Raw genomic sequence first — 21961 nt, forward strand, 5'->3', positions numbered from 1 at the left:
AGTGGCGTTAGTTCGGTGGTGTTTTTCCACCGGACTTACACCACGGGACGAGCTTGGTCATTGGCGAATTGTGCCAAGGATCAAGTCGAGGGCCAAGACCGCTTTTCAGGCTTGGCCCGGTCCCCACAGCTGAGCTAGTGATGACCACCGGAGGCGAAAACAACGGCTAATTTTAATTTTTCTACAGCAACCGATTTATTCTCAATCTGTAGAATTGAACTAAAAAGCAGCCACCGAAGTTTCCCTCAGCAGCTGCTAGTTTAATCAGTTATTATTCTTCAAACTCAGTATCAATTGATTCTGGGTAGTTTTCCCGAACGATGGCGGCACAACGCGCACACAAGGTTGGGTAAGCATCATCACTACCGACATCGGTCTTGATCATCCGACAACGATCACAAACTTCGCCGTCAGCATGACTAACTTTGATGGCAAGACTGTCACCAAAAGCTTCTGCATCAGCAGGTGCATCGCTCAAGGCATGCATATCAAGTGCTGAAACCATCAACATTTGACGAACGTTGGTGTCTAAGCTATCTAGGAAGCTCTGAGTATCAGCATCCACGTACAAGTCAAGGTGGGCTTCAAGTGACTTCCCAATTAACTTAGCATCGCGGGCTTCTTCCAAGGCCTTCAAGACGTTACTGCGGAGATCCATGAAACGGGTCCACTTCGTCATCAAGTCGTCAGCGTTAGCGTAAGTTTGAACGTTTGGCATTTCTGTCAATTGAACAAATTCGTCAGCTTCCTTCAAGAATGGCCAGATTTCTTCGGTCGTATGTGGCAACATTGGTGTAAATAACTTAACCAAGTCCACTAAGACATCGTAGAAGACCGTCTGCATTGAACGGCGTGAATGGCTGTTCTCAGCATCGATGTACATGATATCCTTCGCAATATCCAAGTAGAAGCTTGAAAGATCAACCGTTAAGAAGTTGATCAACTTCTTGTAAATATCCAAGAAGTCATAGTGATCATAGTGATCCTTAATTTCAGCAACGAATTGGTTCAAACGAACGGCCATGTATTGATCAACACTGGCTAAGTCTTCGTAAGCGACCCGGTCAGTTGCTGGATCAAAGTCAGACGTATTCCCAAGCATGAACCGAACCGTATTACGGAACTTCTTGTAAGAATCAGCCACTTGCGTGAAGCTTTCAATTGAAACCCGAACATCAGAACTGGTATCCACAGAAGCAACCCACAGACGAACGATTTCAGCACCCATCTGCTTGATAATGTCAGCAGGTGCAATCGTGTTACCTAGAGACTTACTCATCTTGCGGCCCTTGTTATCCAGAGTGAATCCTTGGGACAAGACTTGCTTGTATGGGGCGTGGCCAGAAACAGCAACGCTAGTGATCAAACTTGAGTTGAACCAACCACGATACTGGTCAGAACCTTCCAAGTATAGGTCAGCTGGGTATTCCAAGTAAGGCCGTTCTGCTAGGACACCTTGGTGTGATGAGCCAGAATCGAACCACACGTCCATGATATCTTCTTCTTTGGTGAAGATCCCATTTGGTGAATGTTCATTCGTATAACCATCTGGTAATAAGTCCTTGGCATCACGTTCGAACCAGACATTTGAACCATGTTCCTTAACTAAGTCAGAAACGTGGTTGATGGTGTCTTGATCCATGATAGCCGTCCCATCTTCAGCGTAGAAGATTGGTAATGGAACACCCCAGACACGTTGACGTGAAATGACCCAGTCACCACGATCACGAATCATGTTGTAAAGGCGCTTCTTACCCCATTCTGGGAAGAATTCAACGTCGTCCATTGAGTTCAGGATTTCATCACGCATATCACCAACTGAGGCAAACCATTGTGGCGTTGCCCGGAAGATGATTGGCTTCTTAGTCCGCCAGTCAAATGGATAGCTGTGTTCGTAAGGCATGTAATTCAATAATAAATTAGCATCCTTTAACTTGTCCAATGCAATTTGGTTCGCATCTTCGTAGAAGACACCAGCAAAGTCAGCGCCAGCTTCTTCCGTCAAGACACCCTTACCATCAACGGGGGCAAAGATTGGCAAACCATACTTAGTCCCAATGCGGTAATCATCTTCACCATAACCAGGAGCCGTATGAACTAGACCAGTCCCTGCATCTAAGGTTACAAAGTCACCGAGCATCGTCACGATCTTACGACTTGCATCGAAAGGATGTTCACACAAGACGTTTTCGAGTTCAGCACCCTTAACCGTCTTAAGTACTTGAACATCTTCCCAACCGAAACGTTCGGCGTTTTCATTCAGTAAGTCAGCGGCTAAGACAAACTTACGACTTTCGCCAGCAGGTTGAACAACCACGTAATCAAAACCAGCGTCGATCGTGATCCCTTCAGAAGCTGGGATCGTCCATGGCGTCGTCGTCCAGACAACCATGTAAGTGTCATCGTCTAAGACACCCTTACCGTCAATGACGTGTTCGCCATAAAAGGCAGATGGTGACGTTACATCGTGATATTCAACTTCGGCCTCAGCCAAAGCTGATTCAGAAGACCATGACCAGAAGACAGGCTTCTTACCGCGGTAGATCAAGTTACGGTTAGCAAATGCACCGAAGACTTTGATCTGGGCAGCTTCAAATTCAGGATTTAAGGTCAAGTATGGGTGATCCCATTCAGCAGCAACCCCTAAACGCTTGAATTCGTCACGTTGACGATCAACTTGTTCCAAAGCATATTTACGACAAAGTTCACGGAACTCATTCGTAGACATCTGCTTGCGGTCGTAACCGGCTTGCTTCAACTTTTGTTCGATTGGTAGCCCATGGGTATCCCAACCCGGAACGTATGGTGACCGGAAACCGTTCATTGATTTGTAACGAACGATAAAGTCTTTAGTGATCTTGTTGAGGGCATGACCCATGTGAATATCACCGTTAGCGTAAGGAGGGCCATCGTGCAAAATAAACGTGTCCTTCTTTTCATTTAACTTTTGTCGTTGTTCGTAAACTTTGTTCTCTGCCCAGACGTTTTCACGTTCGAGTTCTTTAACTGGTAAGTTCCCACGCATCTTAAACTTGGTCTTACCGAGGTTTAGTGTATCTTTAACACGCATGTGATCACTCCTTAATTTTTATCAAACTGCCTCTAAAATCATTCTGACGGCACAAAAAAACTTCGTCCAACAAGGGACGAAGTTATCGTGGTACCACCCAATTTTAGAATTGTTCAAATTCTATCTCAGCATGGTTAACGTCCATGAACCGGCCACCCTTACTATTTTTCAGGGCAACGTTCGGAGATGATCTGCAAGTCATTAAGGGACGGTCACCTTCCCATTACCGGCGACTCTCTGTGCGTATCAATGACTTGTTTGCTGTTCTCCGCAAACTTTTAATCTATTTACAGCTAACGACTAGTTAGTGTCGTCATCTGGGAAAATAACTACCGTTTGTTGTTGTGCTTGGTCGCCGCCGTCAGCAACAGGTGTTTCACTGTCCATTGCTTCGGTGATCTCAACGGTTGCTTCTGAGTTTACGCTCGCATTAGCATGGTTGTCAAGCGTATCTTCTTTCAAGACGTGTTGAATTTCGGCATAATCTGCCGTATTCGTTTCACTCAAAAGTTGATCCCAATCCTTGCTCTTAACCACTTCTAATTGTGATTCAAGCATAACTTGAAGACGTTGACGGAAGACCCGTGTCTGTTTCTTCAAGTCGTCAGTTTCAACGGATAAACGCTTAGCCTTTTGAGAAGCTTCATCGATCATCTGGTTAGACTTGTCGGTTGCTTCACTGACAATATCAGAAGCTTGCTTTTGGGCTTCGCGAGTGATAATGTCTGCTTCCTTCTTCGAGTTCGTCTTAACCTTATCAGCTGCTTCTTGAGCAACTAAGATTGATTGATTCAAGGAATCTTTCAATTCGTTGAAGTACTTCAACTTGCCTTCACTAGCGTCTAAACGTTCCTGAAGTTCTTTGTTTTCTTTTAAAGTGATTTGGTAATCTTTGATAATCTGTTCAAGAAAATCATTGACCTCATCAATATTGTAACCACGTAATTTCGTCGAAAACTCTTTGTTATGAATGTCATCTGGACTTAACACCATTTAGAATTCCTCCAGTATCTATTTACTATGAATAATATTTAATGTAATTCGTAACCGTGCCTTTTTGGTTTCGCCACCAATTTCAGTGAGCCGAACCCGGCCATAATGGGTCACGCTTAACATGTCTAATAACGCTAATTCGTAATCTGCTTTGGGTAAATCAGCCCAGTTCAATCTTACCTTGGCACCTTCCACTAATTCCTTAGCGTGATGCCGTGAGAGATTGAAAGCCGCCTTGATGACACTATCCGCTCGTAATGAACTGACCGTCGTCGTAATCGTCTCCCAATCATCTTCAGGTTTGATGACATTAGTTAATGGCACTGCCGTCAAATGAACTTTGGTTTTGCCAAGATGATCGACTTGCTCGCTAAAGTAATCCGCCATCTCAGTCTCACATACAAACTGCCACTCATTACCATCCGTCACAATATCACCAAAAACATCGCGTTCAACGCCAGCATTGGCTAACGTCCCTAAGATCTGACCATGTTTCAACGTTGCGAATTTAACGGGATAAACAATGTTAAACAGCGTCACTTGAAAGTCAGCTTCTTCAGGTTCGTAATATGCGGGATAAAATAAGATTCGCTTTAATTCTGCGCCCTCAAAACCACCAAACGCTCGCATTCGCACGTCATCCAATGGATTAACCAGTGTTTGCGCAATGTAAATTTGGCGTGGATTTAAAAATGCGGTTAAAATGGGCCGGTACTGATCAGCCGCTTGACGCAACCAACCGGTAACCTGCTCAATAAAAGGGCCTTCACTATCGCGAAAATGTTGTTTTAAGTTGTCATTCACGATACTATCCTCGTTAGTTTAATTAATGACTAGATAAACGATAATAAATAGAATAAACCACTTTCAGCAAATTGGAGTACTAACAACGCAATGATCGGTGAAAAATCAATCCCACCGATTGCGGGAATAAACCGCCGAAAGATACTTAGAAACGGTTCACAGATCCGACCGAGGAATTGCCCGACACCTGAATTATAGGCACCCGGGAACCACGACATTAGGATAAAAACCACAATGGCCAGTTCATATAATTGAAATAGCCGACTAACAATCGTTAATAACAGTCCAATCACTCCTTATAGTTTGTTCGCATCGAACTGGCTGGTGGTACTGCCAGAAACTTCATAGTTTTCTGGAATACAGAGAAAAATCTCATCACCAATTCGTTCAATCTCACCGTTGATTGCAAAGACGGTCCCAGTTAAGAAATCAACAATCCGGCACGCCATATCGTCATCGACGTGATCAAAATTAACGATAACCGCTTGATTTTTCAGGAGCTGGCTGGCAATTTCCTTAACATCGGAATAAATCTTAGGCTCAAACAACGCAATCTTGCTATTCACCGATTTACCCCCCTGCATTGGAACTACCTTAGGCGTGCTCCGTGAATTAGCCACCTGATTAGCGGCTGTATTCTGTGACTGGAGTGCCTGCGTCGGGTCATCATCCTGGCTATTATTGTCACCAACACCAAAGAAATTACTAATGAATCCGGCCATATCCTATCGCTCCCTTCACCGTGTTACTTGCCCCGCCGTTTGAAGAATGGTGGCGTATCTAATGAATCGCCACTATTATCATCCTTGCTGTCATCAGCTGGAGTATTGTCATTAAAGACATCAAAATCAGTTTTTTCAACATTCTTGAATTCTTGACCATTGTTAACTGGTCGTGAATTATTTGGTTCGCGGCGAATATCCCAGTTACCAAATGGATCGTTGGCTTGAGGTTCCGCTTGACTAGCAGCTGGATTAACAGCATCACTAGCAACAGGTTGGTCGGTATTATTTGCGAACATACCGCCTCGTTGTTGGCTCGCTTCACTACGACTCGTTTGAGCACCTAAGTTTACTTCACGTTGCTTGTGGTCAATACCAGTTGCAATGACAGTAACCCGAACTTCGTCGCCTAAGCTTTCATCAATTGACGTCCCAAAGATAATATTAACATCGGTCGTTGCTGCTTGTGACACGATATCAGAAGCTGCTTGAGCTTCGTATAAGGACATGTCAGGACCACCGGTAATATTAAGTAAGACTTGTTCTGCACCATCAATAGAGACTTCCAATAATGGTGAAGAAATTGCTTGCTTAGTTGCATCCGCTGTCCGGTTTTCACCGCTAGCAGAACCGATACCCATCAAGGCAGAACCTTGGTTTTGCATAACAGTCTTAACATCAGCAAAGTCCAAGTTAACGTAACCAGGTGACGTAATTAAGTCAGAGATCCCTTGAACCCCTTGACGTAACACGTTATCGGCTTCTTGGAAGGCTTCCATCATTGGGGTCTTCTTATCAACGATTTCTAGTAAACGGTTATTAGCGATGACGATCAACGTATCAACGTTTTCTTTCATCTGGGCAATACCTTCAGCGGCATTCCGTGCACGACGTGGACCTTCAAACGTAAATGGTCGGGTTACAACCCCAACCGTTAACGCGCCTGAATCCTTAGCAATCTTAGCCACAACTGGCGCAGCACCGTTACCAGTACCACCACCCATTCCGGCAGTCACGAAGACCATGTCAGCGCCTGATAAGGCTTCGGCAATTGCTTCTTCACTTTCCTGAGCGGCTTTAGAGCCGACGTCAGGATTTGAACCCGCACCTAACCCGCGGGTTAACTTTGGTCCTAATTGAATTTTAGTTTCTGCATTCGATGTTTGTAAGGCCTGTACATCCGTGTTAGTGACGATGAATTCAACGCCCTTAACATCTTCGGCGATCATCCGGTTGACAGCGTTACCGCCACCACCACCGACACCGATGACTTTAATATTGGCCCCTGAGTTCTGGGCTGCATCTAAAGAGAATTCCATAATTTTTCCTCCGTCATTCCTGTCCTATTTTAATCAAAAAAGTGGTTGAAGAATCCCTTGACCCGTTCAACGGCACCTTTACGATCTGGATCATCCTGTTGTTGCTCAGGTCGCTGCTTGGTTGTTTGTTTAGTCTGTTTAGTTGTTTGCGTTGACTGTACTGGTGCTGATTGTGCTGGCTCGCTAAAGTCTAACGCAATACTTGCACGCGTATCGCCAGTTAACGCACTCTTAACGAGTAGTGCAACTTCACTTAAGGCCGCTTGGTACTTGATAACGGCTAACGCCTCATCAAATGACGGATGCCTTAAGCCCATCTGGTTAGGTGTAAAGACCCGGACACGAGCGCCAAACTGTTGTTCAGCTAGTTCCGTAATTCCAGGTAATGCCGCTACGCCCCCAGTTAACACGATACCACCGGGCAATTCTAGGGCACGAATTTCATCTAAGTGTTGTTTGACCTTGTCAAAGACTTGGTCAAGCCGCGCTTCAATTATTTCTGCTAAGTATTGCTCACTAATTTGGGTCGGTGTACTTTGACCCACAACGTCTACCGGAAAAGCCTCGTCGTCAGAAGCTTGCTGAGCATTGGCATAGCCGTAATCACGTTTCAACTTTTCGGCATTTTCTAAGGACGTATTCAATACAACAGAGATGTCCTTGGTAATAAACTGGCCACCCTCTTGATCAACATAAGTATATTTAAGTTGATGGTCATGAATAACTGCCGCAGTTGTTTGACCACCACCCATGTCAATGATAATCGAGCCAAAATCCTGCTCGCCATCATTTAACACTAGGGAACTCAACGCTAATGGTGCAATCACGATCTGTTCAATCTGAAGGCCCGCTTTTTCTAAAGCCTTCCGAGTATTATGAATAATCGTTTTTGGTCCTGTAAACAGGGTTCCATGCATCTCTAAACGTACCCCAACCATCCCACGTGGATCCTTGATGCCATCAAAGCCATCGACCACGAATTCATCGGGAATCACATCCAGTACTTCACGTTCCGGTGGTAAGCTCTGTACTAGCGCTGCAGCCGCAACATTCTGCACGTCTTCATTATTAATTTCTTTTGATTCATCAGCAACGGCGATCATACCACGACACCGTTCAATTTTAACAAGATTGGCAGGAACGCCTGCAATCACTTTTTTTATTTCGATACTTGCTTTTTCTTCAGCTTGGCGTACTGCTGATCGAATCGCTTCGGCAGCCTTGTCAATATCGACAATGACTCCCCGACTCAAACCATTAGAGCGTTCGCTTCCCACACCAATAACGTTCATTTGTCCCTTTACTCGTTCAGCAACAATGACTTTTATTGAGGTGGTTCCTATATCAAGTCCGACATAAATTCCTGAATTATCCATAATAGAGGAACCTCCTAATACTTTTACATAAATATTCTAAGGATATGAATGATGCTAACATATCCAATTATCCCTTAGTTTACCATACCCTAAGCGCTTTTAAAAAGGCCACGCCTAGCATTTTATTAATTATTCTTATTCTTGAATGAATACGAGTAAGCACCCACTTCAAGATTGATGATACTTCTAGTTTTCATTTTTGCCACAATGCCCGGGTAATACGCCATTTTATTGGCAAAAGTCGTGATTGTTGCGTACACCTCATTACCATCGTTCATGTATAGATGCACCCGTTCGGCGTTAGCTTTACTAGGTGCATATTTAATTTCAGAAATGTTGTGTTTAACTGCGGATGGTAGTTTAGCATATTGTGCAATCATTTTTTCTAGGCGACTGCCACTCTTAAAATTGGCATAAATCGGTGAACCACCACCCGGTTGTGAATAAGTTGATTTTAAGATCAACCCATTCTCTAACACCCGACGATAATTTTGTCCGGTCACCAAATACCCAGCGATTTTAATCTCCTTGACCGTTACCCGCACGTTGTTCACACCAACCAGCTTAGTCGTGACCTTACCAATCTGTGCTTGCGCCTGATTAGCCCGTTGACTCGTTCGTTGATCGTGGCCAATAACGGACCACAATGCCACACCAGATTGAATCTTGGTGGCCGACTTAACCTGCGACGACGTTAACTTATCCGTCCCAGTGACCGTCACACGTTGAACGTGACTGAGCGGTGAAATGAAGTAACCCGCAACCAGGGCCCCAACCGCAAAGATAGCAAGTAGCAACGTCACTCGTTTGAACAATGACCGCCGCCGTTGCGTTTTTAGCTTAGGTAACTTATCACCGATACGTAACCGCTTGCCAGACCATTTAATATGCCGCCGTTGTTCCGTCTGCTCTTGATCAGCGGCGTTTTGTTGATACTGTTCCCAAGGGGTTAACGGTTCTGAGTGCTTCTGATGCTTGGACCCTTTATTGAAAATGGCCATCACACCCACCCCTTTCAATCTTTATTCAGATGTTATTTGATGACCGTATTCAAAACGTTCAATAACTCGTCTGCAGCAGTTGGCATGCCTAATTTCTTTGCGTTTGCAGCCATTTCTTGACGATGAGTCGCACTTAACATCAACCCATCCAAGGCCTTGACCAAACTTGCACCCGTCAAATCATCTTCACGAATCAGTTCGGCAGCACCAGCATTCACCAAACTCTGGGCATTCTTCGTCTGATGGTCATTCGTCACATAAGGACTAGGAACCAAAATTGATGGAATACCCAACGCAGTGATTTCTGCAATACTCGTCGCACCAGCCCGCCCAAGGATAACCGCCACTTCAGGCAAAATCGCTGGCATATTTTTGATGTACGCTTCGATTTTAACATTTGCAGCTAGCTCTGTCGTTGAGAGGCTATCCATAATTTTATCGTAATGAACCTGACCAGTGACGAACAAGGTCTGATAATCACGTTGATTGAGCTCAGGAATAGCTTCCACAGCCGCAGCGTTGATTCGTGCTGCACCACGACTACCACCAAAAATCAAAGCGGTAGGAACGTCTGGTTGCAGTCCAAATTCACTCAACGCGCCGGTCTTCTTGATGTTAGCTACCTGCTGTGCTCGTGGGTTCCCTGTCATCACGACTTTTTGTTCTGGGAACTGTGACCGCGCACTCTCAAATGAGATGGCAATCTTATCAACAAAACGGCTCAAGAACTTGTTAGTCACTCCAACAACTGAGTTCTGTTCATGAATAACTGTTGGAATGTGCATCTGGCTAGCGGCAAAAACGACCGCACCACTGACATAACCACCAGTCCCAACAACGACATCCGGTTTGAATTCTTTGATGTACTTACGGGCAGTTACGACACTCTTCATAAACAAATAAACGGTTTTAACATTTTGGAGAGAGATTGACCGCTTAAAACCTTGAATCTTGATGGTTTTAAAATCAATACCCCGTTCGGGAACAATTCGGCTTTCCAGCCCGCGATGCGTCCCAACATATAAAACTTCGGCTTGTGGATCATGCGCTTTTAAAGCGTCGATCAATGCTAGTGCGGGATAGATGTGGCCTCCCGTACCGCCACCAGAAATCATTAATCGCATTAGTTTTCTTCCGCCTTTCCAGTTAACTGTTCGATGGCTTTAATAAAGCGATCTCCTCGAACCTCAAAATTAGGGTATTGATCCCAACTGGCACACGCTGGCGAAAGCATAATGATGTCCCCAGCATTACTGTTTTCCCAAGCAATCGGCACAGCCGTTTCACAATTATCCGTAAATACGATGTTTTCAATCCCAGCTAACTTCCCAGCATCAGCAACTTTCTGGGCCGTCTCACCGAAAACAATCAACGTTTTAACGTGATCCTTCAAGGCAGGAGCTAGTTTTTCAAAGGTATTGCCCCGATCCAAACCACCAGCTAACAGAATCACTGGATTATCAAACCCTTTCAGTGCCATTTCAGTAGACACCAAGTTGGTTGCCTTAGAATCATTGTAGAATTGACGATCCTGATACGTTTCCACGTATTGTGTCCGGTGACGAACGCCAGAGAACGTCTTCAATACTTGGACGATCCCCGTTGTTGAAACGCCTTGTAACTTGGCAACGGCGATTGCAGCCAGTGCATTCTCAACGTTGTGATCCCCAGGAATCTTAATCTCCTTGGCATCCATAATATAGTCGTCTTGATAGTACAACTTACCGGCTTCTTCATAAGCACCCGCTTTAGAATTAGCCTGACGTGAAAAAGGGACGACCTGCGCTGACGACTGTTGACTCAACTGACGCCATTCTTCACTATCCCAGTTGATGACTAGGTAGTCATCCGCCGTCTGATTCATCGTGATCCGCATCTTAGCTTTGACGTAGTTCTCTCGAGAACCATGGTAATCCAAATGCGTTGAATAAATATTCGTGATTACGGCAATATGGGGGTGTAAACTCTGAATTCCACATAACATGAAACTCGAAAGTTCAGTAACCATCGTGTCGTTAGCTGTCGCGGTCTGTGCAACAGCGGATGCTGACACGCCGATGTTTCCGGCAACGTACGCCTTCCCCGCAGCTGAACGTTGATTTAGCATCATCGCAATCATCGTTGTCGTCGTCGTTTTACCATTGGTCCCAGTAACCCCAATCAATTCACCTTCTAAAATCTGCGAAGCTAATTCAACTTCCGTAATGACTGGAATATCTTTAGCAAGCGCACCACTAACGATTGGATTGGTGTATGGAATACCTGGGTTTTTGACAACCACCTTAAAATCTTCATCCAATAATGACAGTGGGTGACCACCCGTAACAACCTTGATCCCGTCACTTAACAATTCTTGTGCATCGGGATTCTCATCGAAATCCTTCCTATCATTAACAGTTACAAAGGCCCCCAATTTGTGGAGTAAGCGCGCCGCGTTGACCCCACTCTTTGCTAAACCTAGAACCAAAACTTTTTGGTTACGATACTGCTCAACCGACTTCATAAACCAAGATCTCCCTAGTATTATTTATAGATGACACTCTTATAGACATTATTATATTCGTGCTTTAGCACTTAAGATTCACATTGACGATCAACGTGAATCCGTTATGAATGAATAATTACTTCAGGGTATGACGCACATAATTGGACTCCACTGAGCACAGCACCTGACCACCATTTTAAGGTAGTCATTATCTTACTTTCCTGATAAACCAGTAATTATTCATGATCATTTTTCCAACAAAGAACAACTATGTATTTGATGCACCGCATCAATAAATTGAGTACGGTACATCCTAATGAATTTAATGCGTATGTGTAATAATCGTTGCCACACTGATGATGGCGCCAACTAGGCCAATCGACCAAAAGACGATATCGACCTTCCATTCACTCCAGCCCTTCATTTCGAAGTGGTGATGAATGGGACTCATCAAGAAGATCCGTTTACCGGTCAACTTGAATGAGGCAACTTGTAACATCACGGAAGCCGTTTCGATCACAAAGATGATCCCAATCAGCAATAACGACAATTCGTGATGCAATAGGATTGAAACAGCGGCTAAAGCACCACCAAGTGCTAATGATCCCATGTCACCCATGAAGATTTTAGCGGGCTTGTGGTTAAAGACGAAGAAACCTAGCAACGAACCAATAACTGCTAAACAGAATAACAGCACATTGTATTGGTGCTGCGCATTTGCAATCACCGCATAGGCACCGAATGCAATCGTTGCTTGACCAGCAACTAGTCCGTCTAATCCATCCGTTAAATTAACGGCGTTAGAGAACCCAACCAGCCAAATCACAACGAAGATCATGTACCAGATTCCCAGTGACCAGTCACCCAGTCCAGGAATTCGTAATGCCATAGGTAAATGCTCGTGTTGATAGACCAGCGTTAAAATGACAGCCCCAACAATTTGCCCGAGCAATTTCTGCCAAGCCTTTAAGCCTTCATTCTGCTTACGCCATAACTTGATACTGTCATCCCAAAAACCTAGTGCACCATATAAAACTAAGATAAACAGTAAGATCCACGTGGTTGGGTGTAGCAGATGCTGCCAAACACCAACCCATAACGTTGTAACTAGGATTGCAACAATGAATAACGATCCACCCATCGTCGGTGTTCCAGACTTCTTTTCGTGCCACTTAGGACCTTCTTCACGGATCATCTGACCCTCTTTGCGTGCGCGGAAGTACCGAATCAATGACGGCATCAACGCGAACACAATGATAAACCCACTGATTAGGGTCGCACACCACACTAATAAACTCACACTAAATTCTCCATTCTAAAACTTGATTAACTACTTCAACGTCACACTGATCGTTTGCTTTGATTCGATTGGATTACCAGCCGTCACACTCTGAGTTGTAACGTAACCAGTCCCACTAGTGGATAACTTGATACCGGTCAACGTTGCCAACTCAGCAACTTCACTAGCTGACCAACCAGTAACATCCGGCATATACATTTGACCATTTGTCACTAAGATCACGCGTTGACCGTCAGAAACAACGGTACCAGCTGAAAGTGACTGTTTAACGATTCGACCACCCTTACCAACAATGATCGGTTTAACACCGCTCTTCTTGGCAGATTTTTTAGCTTGCGTCGTGCTTTTACCCGTTAAATCCTGCATCTTAACGGTCTTAGCTTGCGTCTCACTAGCCGTCTGTTCGTCTAACGCACGTTTCATAACAGTATCAAAAATCTCAGCCATTTCCGCTTCAGCTGAAGTACCGTTCAGCGTAGGCTGTTTCATCGTAATGTACATAATATACTTCGGATTCTTAGCAGGCGCCATCCCAACGACAGAGTACAGATAAGAATTATCCCCCTGTTCATAGGTGGTCCCATTACTGACTTGAGCCGTACCAGTCTTAGCGGCAATTCGATAACCACTAATTTTGTAATCAGAACCTGTCCCGTAAGACTTATAGACAACATCCTGCATGTGGCTCAGTACCGAACTAGCTGTTTTAGAGCTAATCGGTTGACTGACCACTTTCTTCTTACCCGTATAAACAGTCTTGTTGGTATTTGGATCAGTCACTTTAGAGATGAAGTACGGCTGTAACATTTTACCATGATTGGCAATGGCTGTGAATCCACGCAACATTTGCATTGCGGACACTTGAATCCCTTGCCCAAATGAGGTATCCGCCTGCTCAATCGGATAAGTAAACTGGATTGAACCGGTCTGTTCACTCGCTAGACCACTATTTGTACTACTTCGTAAACCAAATCGTTTAATATACTTGAGCCATGTCTTAGCACCCATTGTCTGTTCCAAGTGAGCCATCGCAACGTTACTAGAACGTGCAAACCCTTCGGCATAGGTGATATTCCCCCAACCACTGGTATTCCAGTCAGGCACCGTTTTATTGCCGATCTTATACTCACCAGAAGCCACTGTCGTATTCGCATTGTAATTACCACTATCGATAGCGGCTGCCATCGTGAAGACTTTCATCGTTGACCCAGGTTCAAACGTGTCTTCAACGAGCAAGTTGCGCCACATCTTACTTAAACCGGACTTCGTTTGTGAATTAAACGTTGGTCGTTGGGTCGTGGCTAAAATTGCCCCCGTCTTGGCATTCATCAGCGTTGCCGTCATCGCTTTTGGCGAAACTTCAGAATTGACCTGTGAGACTTTAGTTTCTAACAGCGTCTGTAACTTACTATCTAACGTAGTATAGACATTGTCACCGTTCTTAACCTTTTTACCCGTATCAGTGCTACCTTGATACCCGTTTTTCGTTACCGTTGTGCGGCCATCCGTTCCAGAAAGTTGCTTATTGAACGCTAACTCGATACCCATTGATCCGGTTAAGGTCGTCTGATCAGAGTTCGCTTTACTCTTAGAAGTCGTTAAGCCGACTAAGTGTGAAGCGAACGTCCCATTAGGATATAGACGCGCTTCAGATTCAACGAAATGTAGCCCAGAAACGTTTTGAGCCTCAATCTTTTCTTTGGTCGTTAGCGCAATGTTTTTGCTGGCAGTCCCAAATTCAATTTGGAACTTACCTGACCCTTTCTGCAACGTTGTTAATGCTTTGGTATAACTGATTGGCAGATACTTAGCTAACACTTTGGCCGTTTTGATATTATCCTTAACGTACAAAGCTTTGCCACTCGCACTACGCTGATTCTTAGCCATAATGGCGTAAACCGTGTACGTACTAGTATCTTCCGCAATTGCTTCACCATTAGCCGTGTAGATTGTCCCACGTTTAGCAGTGACAGTCTGGTCTTCCGTGTACAACTGCTTCGTTGCTTGGACCAGATTGACCCCGTTAACGTGCCGAACAATCGCGATATAGGAAAAACGAATGATCAAAACACCAAAGACGGCAATCGCTCCAAAAAATAGCCATTGGCCAAAGATTCTACGATTTTGTTCTGGTGACCGTTTCGAAGTCATTCGTTGTTTGTTCTTATTCATTTGTAAACATTCCTTATGTTACCGTTGTTGAGCGATAAACCGTACTGTTTGGCAATCTTATTCAAACGGCTCCGACTGGAAAGTTCACTGATCTGTTGTCCGGCTGACGTGTTGCTAGCCTGAACTTTCGTTATCTTCGCCTGCACCGTCTGTAACTGACTCTGTGAATTACCGATATTGATATTAGTCGAAACTAGCATAATTGCCAAGCTAAACACGACCAAGCTGAAACCAACGCACAAACACTTCTCAAATGGTGAAAATGGTACTCGTTGTGTCTTAATCGCTGGGTTGGGGGTTACAACGGTTTTATGTACCGGGGTGGTCGCATCAGGAGTCTGCTTGGGCAGTTCCCGTGCCAATCCATTTTGGGCCATTTTTAATCACTCCTTAATATTAATTATCCTTGAAATTATTTATTGATTATTCTGGGAACCGTACCCGTTCGATTGCCCGTAATTTAGCACTACGCGCACGACGGTTGGCCTCAACTTCTTCTTCACTAGGTAAAATGGGTTTGCGATTAACTAGTCGATAATCTGGTTGCATTTCATCTGGAATCACTGGTAAACCAGGTGGTAACTCAGGTAAATCACTGTGCTCTTTGAAAATGGTCTTCACCAATCGATCTTCTAATGATTGGAACGTAATCACGCTGACCCGTCCATTAACGTCAATTAGATCAACCGCTTGTTCTAACGACGTTTCAAGTACGCCCAACTCATTGTTAACTGCGATTCGAATCGCCTGAAAGACCCGTTTGGCTGGATGTCCACCCGTACGACGAGCTCGTGCTGGAATCGCACTTTTAATAATCTCAACTAACTCACCAGTCGTTACGATTGGCTGCGTTTCACGTTCGCGTTCAATCGCTCTAGCAACCTGCTTCGAGAACTTCTCTTCACCGTAACGATAGAAGATTCGAACTAGATCCGCGTACGGCCACGTATTAACGACCGTCTGGGCAGTTAACTCTTGGCTCTGGTCCATCCGCATATCTAATGGTGCGTCGTGCTGGTACGAGAATCCACGCGCTGCATCATCGAACTGTGGTGATGAAACGCCCAAATCGTAAACGATGCCATCGACGTGTTCGATGCCGCGAGCCGTTAACTCACTCTTCAGATTAGCAAAGTTACTCTTGATAAAACTAACTTGCCCGCTTTCAAGGTAAGGCGCTAAATTAGTCTGATTATAGTCAATGGCCGTCTGATCCTGGTCAAAACTAAACAAATGGCCGTTTGGTCCCAACTGTTGCAAGATTTCACGTGAATGGCCACCACCACCCAACGTACAATCGACGTAAACGCCATCTGGTTTAATATTTAATGCTGCTACGGCTTCATGTAAAAGCACGGTTGTATGTTCAAATGTTGCCACTAATGACGCCTCCTTCCAGAATATCCTCATCCGTTAAAAATCAATTAAATTTTCAGCTAAATCATCAAAGTTAGCAGCTGTTTCAGTTTCAAAATGCTGCCACTGTTCGGCTCCCCAAATTTCAAACCGATCGGAAACACCGACAATCACACATTGCTTTTCTAGCTTTGCGAATTGTCGTAGCGTTGCTGGAATCATGACACGTCCCTGCTTATCCAGCTCACATTCGGCGGCTGCAGAGTAGAAGAAGCGGACAAACGCCCGGGCATCCTTCTTAGTTAACGGTAAATCATCTAGTTGCGCTTGTAGGGTTGACCACCGTGATTCTGGATAGCCGAAGATACAACCATCCATCCCACGAGTGATAACAAAGGAGTCACCAAGTAACTCGCGAAACTTGGCAGGAATGATCAGCCGCCCCTTAGCATCCAAAGCATGTTCAAATTCACCAAAAAACATCTTGGACGCCACAGCCAATCAACCCCTTTCATTAAATATATTTCAAGTCTACCACACCCCCCCACTTCCTACCACACCGTTTTGTTACTTTTCTAAATTGTTAACAAATTTACTAAAAAAAGCCCCACCTAACGTTAGTTCCGTTAGGTGGGGCCAAGTGGGGGGATTATCAGCTAAAAATAAAATAACTTACCAATGCAAGTACATAAACGACTAGCGTTAATAATTCAGCTCCCCGCCAATATAACTTAAAAAAGCGCCAGTATAGGATTTCTCCACGTTCGATTGCCTCTAACAGGGTCAGTCCCACACCTAGAATCATCAGTGAAAGAACTTCATAAGGTGCTAGCGAACTGTCCGTTGCCTGTAAGGTTAAGAAATGCGTAAAAACAATTAAAAATGGCGGCCAAAAATCTAATAACCGTAATCCGTGGGGCCAAAATCGTTGACCAAACCGCTGACAGCCTAAAACAAGTACTGAAATAACGGCTAATAAGATCAACTGGCCATACCACGTCGTAAACAAGACTTGCATGCGCGTTCCTCCCGATTAGTGTCGCATTAATTATAGAGATTCTTGAAAAACTTTTCAATCATTCACGACAGTTCTATAATAAAAACAAACTTTACTATGGAGGTAAGCGCCGTGCTGCAATATTTCACGACCGGTAAAAACGGTCTTTTAACAACACCCGACCACCATCCTGATCAACCTTACTGGATCAATGTTGAACGACCAACCATTGACGAAATCAATCAGCTCAGCAACCAATTTAATTTACCTCGCGATTACTTAACCGCCATTTTAGATGACGCGGAAGTTTCACGAACCGAGCAACTCAACCCGACTGATCCTGATCAACCGGTCTTGATCGTCATGCAGTATCCCAAATTAACGACCAGTGATCTAGGCTATCTTGAATTTCAAGTTTATCCGTTCGCACTAATTCTAGTTGATCAAGTTGTCCTCACCGTCAGTAACTATCCCGCTAGTTTTATTCAGGACTTTGTCATGGACCCTAACTCCTCTAAACTTAGTCTGAATAATCATGAAGATTTTATTCTCACGATCATGTGGTACATTGAACACAGTTTTGTGACCAATCTTGATCTCATCAATCGACGAACCGACGAATTGGAAAGCCGCTTGAATGAAGCCACACACAACGTAGAATTGTTCCGAATCATGGCCTACCAAAAATCATTGATTCGTTTTAAAGCCGCACTGGCTCAGAATAGTCCGGCACTGGAAGCCATCGAGAATTCAGTAACCCACTTTAACGCACCGAACCACCAAGCGTTAGCCACTGATATCAGGGCTGAAACCAAACAGGCAACTGACATGACCGAGACCACTAACCAAATACTCCAGCAGTACAGCCAGTTGGTTGGTTCCGTCATTTCAAACAATCTAAATGACGTTATGAAATTCTTAACTTCACTAACAATGATTTTAACGATTCCAACAATCATCGGTGGCGTCTACGGTATGAACGTCAAGCTTCCCGGTGCTGGGCTGGTGCACGCCTTTACCTGGATCTCGTTAGCAACGATTATTCTGTGTATCGTCTGCATTGAATATTTACGAAATCATGACTATTTTTAATTTCAATTGAAAAAAAATGATTCCACGTTAAACTATGAAAGAATTACTCATAAAGTGTGGTGCATACAAAACTGATGAAAAAGAAGAAATCAACCTTTCAAAAAATTACGATGGTGATCGTTTGGCTAATGATCATCTCAACCGTGGGCTCATTAGTCCTGACCGCTCTATCTGGGTTAGGCTTGCTCAACTTTTAAGTTCGTCAATAAAAAACACCACCAACAATCAATTTCGATTGTTGGTGGTGTTTTTTATTTAGCTAATGCTGACTAGCTAGGCCCCATACTTGAACCTGCCAAGTCTTTTCTACACTTATGTGACTTACGCGTTAGCGCTCGGTTCATCGTCTGTTTTCTGACGATAAACTTTACGTGGCTTGCTACCTTCAGAAGGCCCGACGATTCCACGTTCTTCCATCTCATCTACAATCCGAGCTGCCCGGTTGTAACCGATTCGGAAACGCCGCTGTAGTAATGAAACACTAGCCGACTGTTGCTCAGTGACTAATTCAACGGCTTCCGCATAGTACTCATCTTCGCCATCCCTTGGATCACCATTTTCAGCTTCGGTCTCATCATCCTTGACTAACATGCTGTCATCGTAGTCAGCAGTCTGTTGGTCCTTGATAAAGTTCACGACCTCTTCAACATCATGGTCAGAAATGTAAGCCCCCTGTACCCGCAACGGTTTATTCATCCCCATTGGTTGGTACAGCATGTCTCCACGACCCAATAACTTTTCGGCCCCGTTACTGTCAATAATCGTCCGGGAATCAATCCCACTGGAAACGGCAAAGGCCATCCGTGACGGCACGTTCGCCTTGATCAACCCGGTAATAACATCCACCGAAGGACGCTGAGTCGCTAACATCATGTGAATCCCAGCTGCTCGGGCCATTTGACCCAACCGGATAATCGCATCTTCAACTTCACTCGACGTCACCATCATCAAGTCGGCTAATTCATCAACCACGACCACGATATATGGTAAGACTGGTCGATTCTGACCATCAGCGGCATTCTGCTGACGAATATATTGATTATAGCCCTGCATATTACGTTGTTTAGAATCGGCAAACAACTCATAACGCCGTTCCATTTCAGCAACCACTTTATGCAGCGCCCTAGCCGCCTTCTTAGGCTCAGTCACAACGGGTGTCAATAGATGGGGAATCCCATTATAGACCCCTAATTCCACCTTTTTCGGATCAATCAACATGAACTTGACCTGACTCGGTTTAGTATTCATGAGTAACCCTGTAATCATCACATTAATGGCAACAGACTTACCACTCCCAGTTGAGCCGGCAATCAGTAAATGCGGCATCTTCGATAAGTCAGCTTCAACTAAGTTACCTGAGACGCCGCGACCGAGCGGCACTGCCAACGGTTTGGTTGGATGCGCTGGCTGAGCTTCCACAATATCACGGAATGACACGGTTGAAACCTGCTTATTAGGCACTTCGATCCCAATCAATGATTTACCAGGAATTGGGGCTTCGATTCGTAGATCTTTAGCTGCCAGTGCTAAGGCCAAATCATCCGCTAAATTGACGACCTTACTAACTTTGACCCCAACCGCCGGGTGCAATTCATACTTCGTGACGGAAGGTCCTAAGCTGACATTTTTAACTTCAACTTGAACCCCAAAACTCGCCAAAGTGGTCGTTAACTTCTGCGAATTGCTCTCAATCGTAGCGTACTCGTCACTCTGATCCGTCTTAGGAATCTTGGTCAATAGATTAGACTCTGGTAATTGATAATCCGTATCATCCATGACTTCGGTTCCTTGTAAAGCGGGTTCTACATCCGCCGTTGCTGTCTCTGCAGCAGCTTCGCTGGTTGGTTTATCCTGATCACTAGCCACCGTAATGTTCAAATCAGGTTGCACTGGCACTGCCGCTGATTGCGGTGTTGGTGCCGTACTAGCTGGTTCAATGGGTGCCGGTTCAACCACTTCATCTGCTGACTCAGGTTGCGTATCCGTTCGCTGCTGATTAGCCCGAACTTGCCGGTGGACCCGCCAACGCGCAATTTGGATTCGTAAATCATGAGCCATTCGGTCGTAAAGGCCTCGCAACCACTGTCCGAGCTTTACTAAACCGTCACGAATAAATTGCATCGTAGGATGAAACGGAATACTGAAAGTAATATAGATACTCGTTACCATCAATAATAACGCTACTAGAATCGTTCCCGCATTCGCCAACAACGGATAAGTCACACTGTAACCAGCCACCCCGACTAACCCGCCACCGAGATCACTTGCCATACCGCCCTTAGCAAGGTCATTTTTGATTAACCCCCAAGTGATCTGCCAAAAACCAGTATGGCGGTTCAACTGGTTAAACGTTGGAATTTCCAACATTAATAAGTAACTAAAGAAGAATAGGTTGCCACCGACCCACCAACGCCAGGTCAATCGTGGCCACCGTCCAAAAATCATTAAGTATCCCATCACTAACAACGTTAACCCAGCTAGAATCAGGTAAGCGTTCCCCGCAATTGCCCGGAAAAATTCTGCGAATACCATCCCAACTAAGCCAACTTTTAAGAAGGCTAAGATCGTCATCAGCAGACCAATCAAGCCGATAATGTTGCCCGTCATTTGTCGCTTAGTTGCAGCTGACGTTTTCTTTTTACGCGTTGCTGGTCGTCGTTTCTTTGTCACTGTTTGTCTACGCGCCACGCTCAATTCATCCTTTCACAATTAATACTGTCCCCATTATAACAAACTCAAGTTCCCCAGTCGCCATCAAAAAGTACTGCCGACAACCTTTGAACGTTCGCCATTACTTCGTTTTTGTTAATTAAAAATCAAAAGCGCTAAAAAATCCTTAACCCTTGATATGCCAGTGCTTAATTTTCTGGTTTCTTAGTTAAATCAACTAAAGGTTGAAAGCCCCAAAACAACTTAAACCATTGATTTAACAGTAAGTATTGGATGAAAATTTAGTGTCAGTACTTAATTCACCGCTCCGTCAGCCAAGAACGCTGTCTTAGCTTACCTTCATGACACATTTCCCTGCTGATTCCGCTTAAATTGAAGACAATCTCTAGTGCCTTAGTTATGTGTAGCTATTCGCTTGATCAGAACTAAAGTTAACCACGACTATCGTAATTAACAACCAGTCTAGTTAGACCACAAACATACCAACACTTTCATTGAATAATTAACTTTTAACCTTTAGTAAATTAATATCCACTTTAATAGTGGCATCATATTAACCCTCATTATTACAAGCATCAGCCAACCTAGCCGGAGGTGGGCAGTC

At 44.5% G+C, this 21961-nt stretch carries 19 protein-coding genes; 2 read left to right on the top strand and 17 right to left on the bottom strand.

All coding sequences use genetic code 11. From position 1 onward, the window contains the following. Window positions 1–271: 271 nt before the first annotated feature. From ileS to ACG95_RS07970, 16 genes are all read right to left on the bottom strand, one after another. Window positions 272–3070 (bottom strand): isoleucine--tRNA ligase, encoded by a 2799-nt coding sequence (ileS, locus tag ACG95_RS07895; RefSeq protein ID WP_048000019.1) that lies wholly within the window; start codon window positions 3068–3070, stop codon window positions 272–274. 300 nt (window positions 3071–3370) lie between these two features. Then, entirely contained in the window at window positions 3371–4063 is a 693-nt protein-coding gene (locus ACG95_RS07900) for a DivIVA domain-containing protein (RefSeq protein ID WP_048000020.1), read from the bottom strand. 18 nt (window positions 4064–4081) lie between these two features. Further along, window positions 4082–4867, bottom strand: coding sequence for a YlmH family RNA-binding protein (locus tag ACG95_RS07905; RefSeq protein WP_048000021.1), 786 nt, complete (start codon window positions 4865–4867; stop codon window positions 4082–4084). Between the two features lie 29 nt (window positions 4868–4896). Then, complete coding sequence (locus ACG95_RS07910) at window positions 4897–5151, bottom strand: YggT family protein (RefSeq protein WP_082137337.1); 255 nt, start codon at window positions 5149–5151, stop codon at window positions 4897–4899. Window positions 5152–5163: 12 nt separating this feature from the next. Further along, a complete protein-coding gene (locus ACG95_RS07915) occupies window positions 5164–5589 on the bottom strand; it encodes a cell division protein SepF (RefSeq protein ID WP_048000023.1) in 426 nt (141 codons plus the stop codon). A gap of 23 nt (window positions 5590–5612) precedes the next feature. Then, complete coding sequence (gene ftsZ, locus ACG95_RS07920; protein ID WP_048000024.1) at window positions 5613–6908, bottom strand: cell division protein FtsZ; 1296 nt, start codon at window positions 6906–6908, stop codon at window positions 5613–5615. 29 nt (window positions 6909–6937) lie between these two features. Then, entirely contained in the window at window positions 6938–8284 is a 1347-nt protein-coding gene (gene ftsA, locus ACG95_RS07925; RefSeq protein WP_048000025.1) for a cell division protein FtsA, read from the bottom strand. Between the two features lie 125 nt (window positions 8285–8409). Then, entirely contained in the window at window positions 8410–9285 is an 876-nt protein-coding gene (locus ACG95_RS07930; RefSeq protein WP_048000026.1) for a cell division protein FtsQ/DivIB, read from the bottom strand. A gap of 32 nt (window positions 9286–9317) precedes the next feature. Beyond that, window positions 9318–10409 carry an undecaprenyldiphospho-muramoylpentapeptide beta-N-acetylglucosaminyltransferase gene (murG, locus tag ACG95_RS07935; protein ID WP_048000027.1) on the bottom strand — a complete coding sequence of 364 codons (1092 nt, stop codon included), beginning with the start codon at window positions 10407–10409 and terminating at the stop codon, window positions 9318–9320. Next, on the bottom strand, window positions 10409–11788 hold the full coding sequence (gene murD / locus ACG95_RS07940) for a UDP-N-acetylmuramoyl-L-alanine--D-glutamate ligase (RefSeq protein ID WP_048000028.1): 1380 nt from the start codon (window positions 11786–11788) through the stop codon (window positions 10409–10411). The genes murG and murD overlap by 1 nt, the downstream gene beginning before the upstream one ends. Before the next feature lie 304 nt (window positions 11789–12092). Continuing rightward, the gene (mraY, locus tag ACG95_RS07945; protein ID WP_048000029.1) at window positions 12093–13070 is read right to left on the bottom strand and encodes a phospho-N-acetylmuramoyl-pentapeptide-transferase; all 978 of its coding nucleotides are present in this window, start codon (window positions 13068–13070) and stop codon (window positions 12093–12095) included. Window positions 13071–13100: 30 nt separating this feature from the next. After that, a complete protein-coding gene (locus tag ACG95_RS07950) occupies window positions 13101–15242 on the bottom strand; it encodes a penicillin-binding transpeptidase domain-containing protein (RefSeq protein ID WP_048000030.1) in 2142 nt (713 codons plus the stop codon). Then, window positions 15239–15619 (bottom strand): cell division protein FtsL, encoded by a 381-nt coding sequence (gene ftsL / locus ACG95_RS07955; RefSeq protein ID WP_048000031.1) that lies wholly within the window; start codon window positions 15617–15619, stop codon window positions 15239–15241. Before ftsL ends, ACG95_RS07950 begins: the two co-directional genes overlap by 4 nt. A 46-nt stretch (window positions 15620–15665) precedes the next feature. Continuing rightward, a complete protein-coding gene (gene rsmH, locus ACG95_RS07960; RefSeq protein ID WP_082137336.1) occupies window positions 15666–16622 on the bottom strand; it encodes a 16S rRNA (cytosine(1402)-N(4))-methyltransferase RsmH in 957 nt (318 codons plus the stop codon). 33 nt (window positions 16623–16655) lie between these two features. After that, complete coding sequence (gene mraZ, locus ACG95_RS07965) at window positions 16656–17081, bottom strand: division/cell wall cluster transcriptional repressor MraZ (RefSeq protein WP_048000060.1); 426 nt, start codon at window positions 17079–17081, stop codon at window positions 16656–16658. 169 nt (window positions 17082–17250) lie between these two features. Next, window positions 17251–17616, bottom strand: coding sequence for a DUF3397 domain-containing protein (locus ACG95_RS07970; protein WP_048000033.1), 366 nt, complete (start codon window positions 17614–17616; stop codon window positions 17251–17253). A gap of 111 nt (window positions 17617–17727) precedes the next feature. Here ACG95_RS07970 and ACG95_RS07975 point away from each other — a divergent pair, with 111 nt between their 5' ends. Further along, window positions 17728–18687 (top strand): magnesium transporter CorA family protein, encoded by a 960-nt coding sequence (locus tag ACG95_RS07975; protein WP_048000034.1) that lies wholly within the window; start codon window positions 17728–17730, stop codon window positions 18685–18687. Window positions 18688–18761: 74 nt separating this feature from the next. Continuing rightward, window positions 18762–18884: a DUF4044 domain-containing protein gene (locus ACG95_RS14205; RefSeq protein WP_173425514.1), complete on the top strand. Its 123-nt coding sequence runs from the start codon at window positions 18762–18764 to the stop codon at window positions 18882–18884. Window positions 18885–19008: 124 nt separating this feature from the next. On the opposite strand, the gene ACG95_RS07980 is transcribed toward ACG95_RS14205, so the two are convergent. After that, window positions 19009–21375, bottom strand: a complete 2367-nt coding sequence (locus ACG95_RS07980; RefSeq protein ID WP_048000035.1) for a DNA translocase FtsK — start codon at window positions 21373–21375, stop codon at window positions 19009–19011. Window positions 21376–21961 lie beyond the last annotated feature (586 nt).

Source organism: Lactiplantibacillus herbarum, from assembly GCF_001039045.1.
GTDB classification, from domain to species: domain Bacteria; phylum Bacillota; class Bacilli; order Lactobacillales; family Lactobacillaceae; genus Lactiplantibacillus; species Lactiplantibacillus herbarum.

Excerpts from the sequence above, each read along its gene's own strand:
- ileS (WP_048000019.1), bottom strand. The coding sequence starts at position 3,070 with ATGCGTGTTAAAGATACACTAAACCTCGGTAAGACCAAGTTTAAGATG.
- ACG95_RS07900 (WP_048000020.1), bottom strand. The coding sequence starts at position 4,063 with ATGGTGTTAAGTCCAGATGACATTCATAACAAAGAGTTTTCGACGAAA.
- ACG95_RS07915 (WP_048000023.1), bottom strand. The coding sequence starts at position 5,589 with ATGGCCGGATTCATTAGTAATTTCTTTGGTGTTGGTGACAATAATAGC.
- ftsZ (WP_048000024.1), bottom strand. The coding sequence starts at position 6,908 with ATGGAATTCTCTTTAGATGCAGCCCAGAACTCAGGGGCCAATATTAAA.
- ftsA (WP_048000025.1), bottom strand. The coding sequence starts at position 8,284 with ATGGATAATTCAGGAATTTATGTCGGACTTGATATAGGAACCACCTCA.
- ACG95_RS07930 (WP_048000026.1), bottom strand. The coding sequence starts at position 9,285 with ATGGCCATTTTCAATAAAGGGTCCAAGCATCAGAAGCACTCAGAACCG.
- murG (WP_048000027.1), bottom strand. The coding sequence starts at position 10,409 with ATGCGATTAATGATTTCTGGTGGCGGTACGGGAGGCCACATCTATCCC.
- murD (WP_048000028.1), bottom strand. The coding sequence starts at position 11,788 with ATGAAGTCGGTTGAGCAGTATCGTAACCAAAAAGTTTTGGTTCTAGGT.
- ACG95_RS07950 (WP_048000030.1), bottom strand. The coding sequence starts at position 15,242 with ATGAATAAGAACAAACAACGAATGACTTCGAAACGGTCACCAGAACAA.
- ftsL (WP_048000031.1), bottom strand. The coding sequence starts at position 15,619 with ATGGCCCAAAATGGATTGGCACGGGAACTGCCCAAGCAGACTCCTGAT.
- mraZ (WP_048000060.1), bottom strand. The coding sequence starts at position 17,081 with ATGTTTTTTGGTGAATTTGAACATGCTTTGGATGCTAAGGGGCGGCTG.
- ACG95_RS07970 (WP_048000033.1), bottom strand. The coding sequence starts at position 17,616 with ATGCAAGTCTTGTTTACGACGTGGTATGGCCAGTTGATCTTATTAGCC.
- ACG95_RS14205 (WP_173425514.1), top strand. The coding sequence starts at position 18,762 with ATGAAAAAGAAGAAATCAACCTTTCAAAAAATTACGATGGTGATCGTT.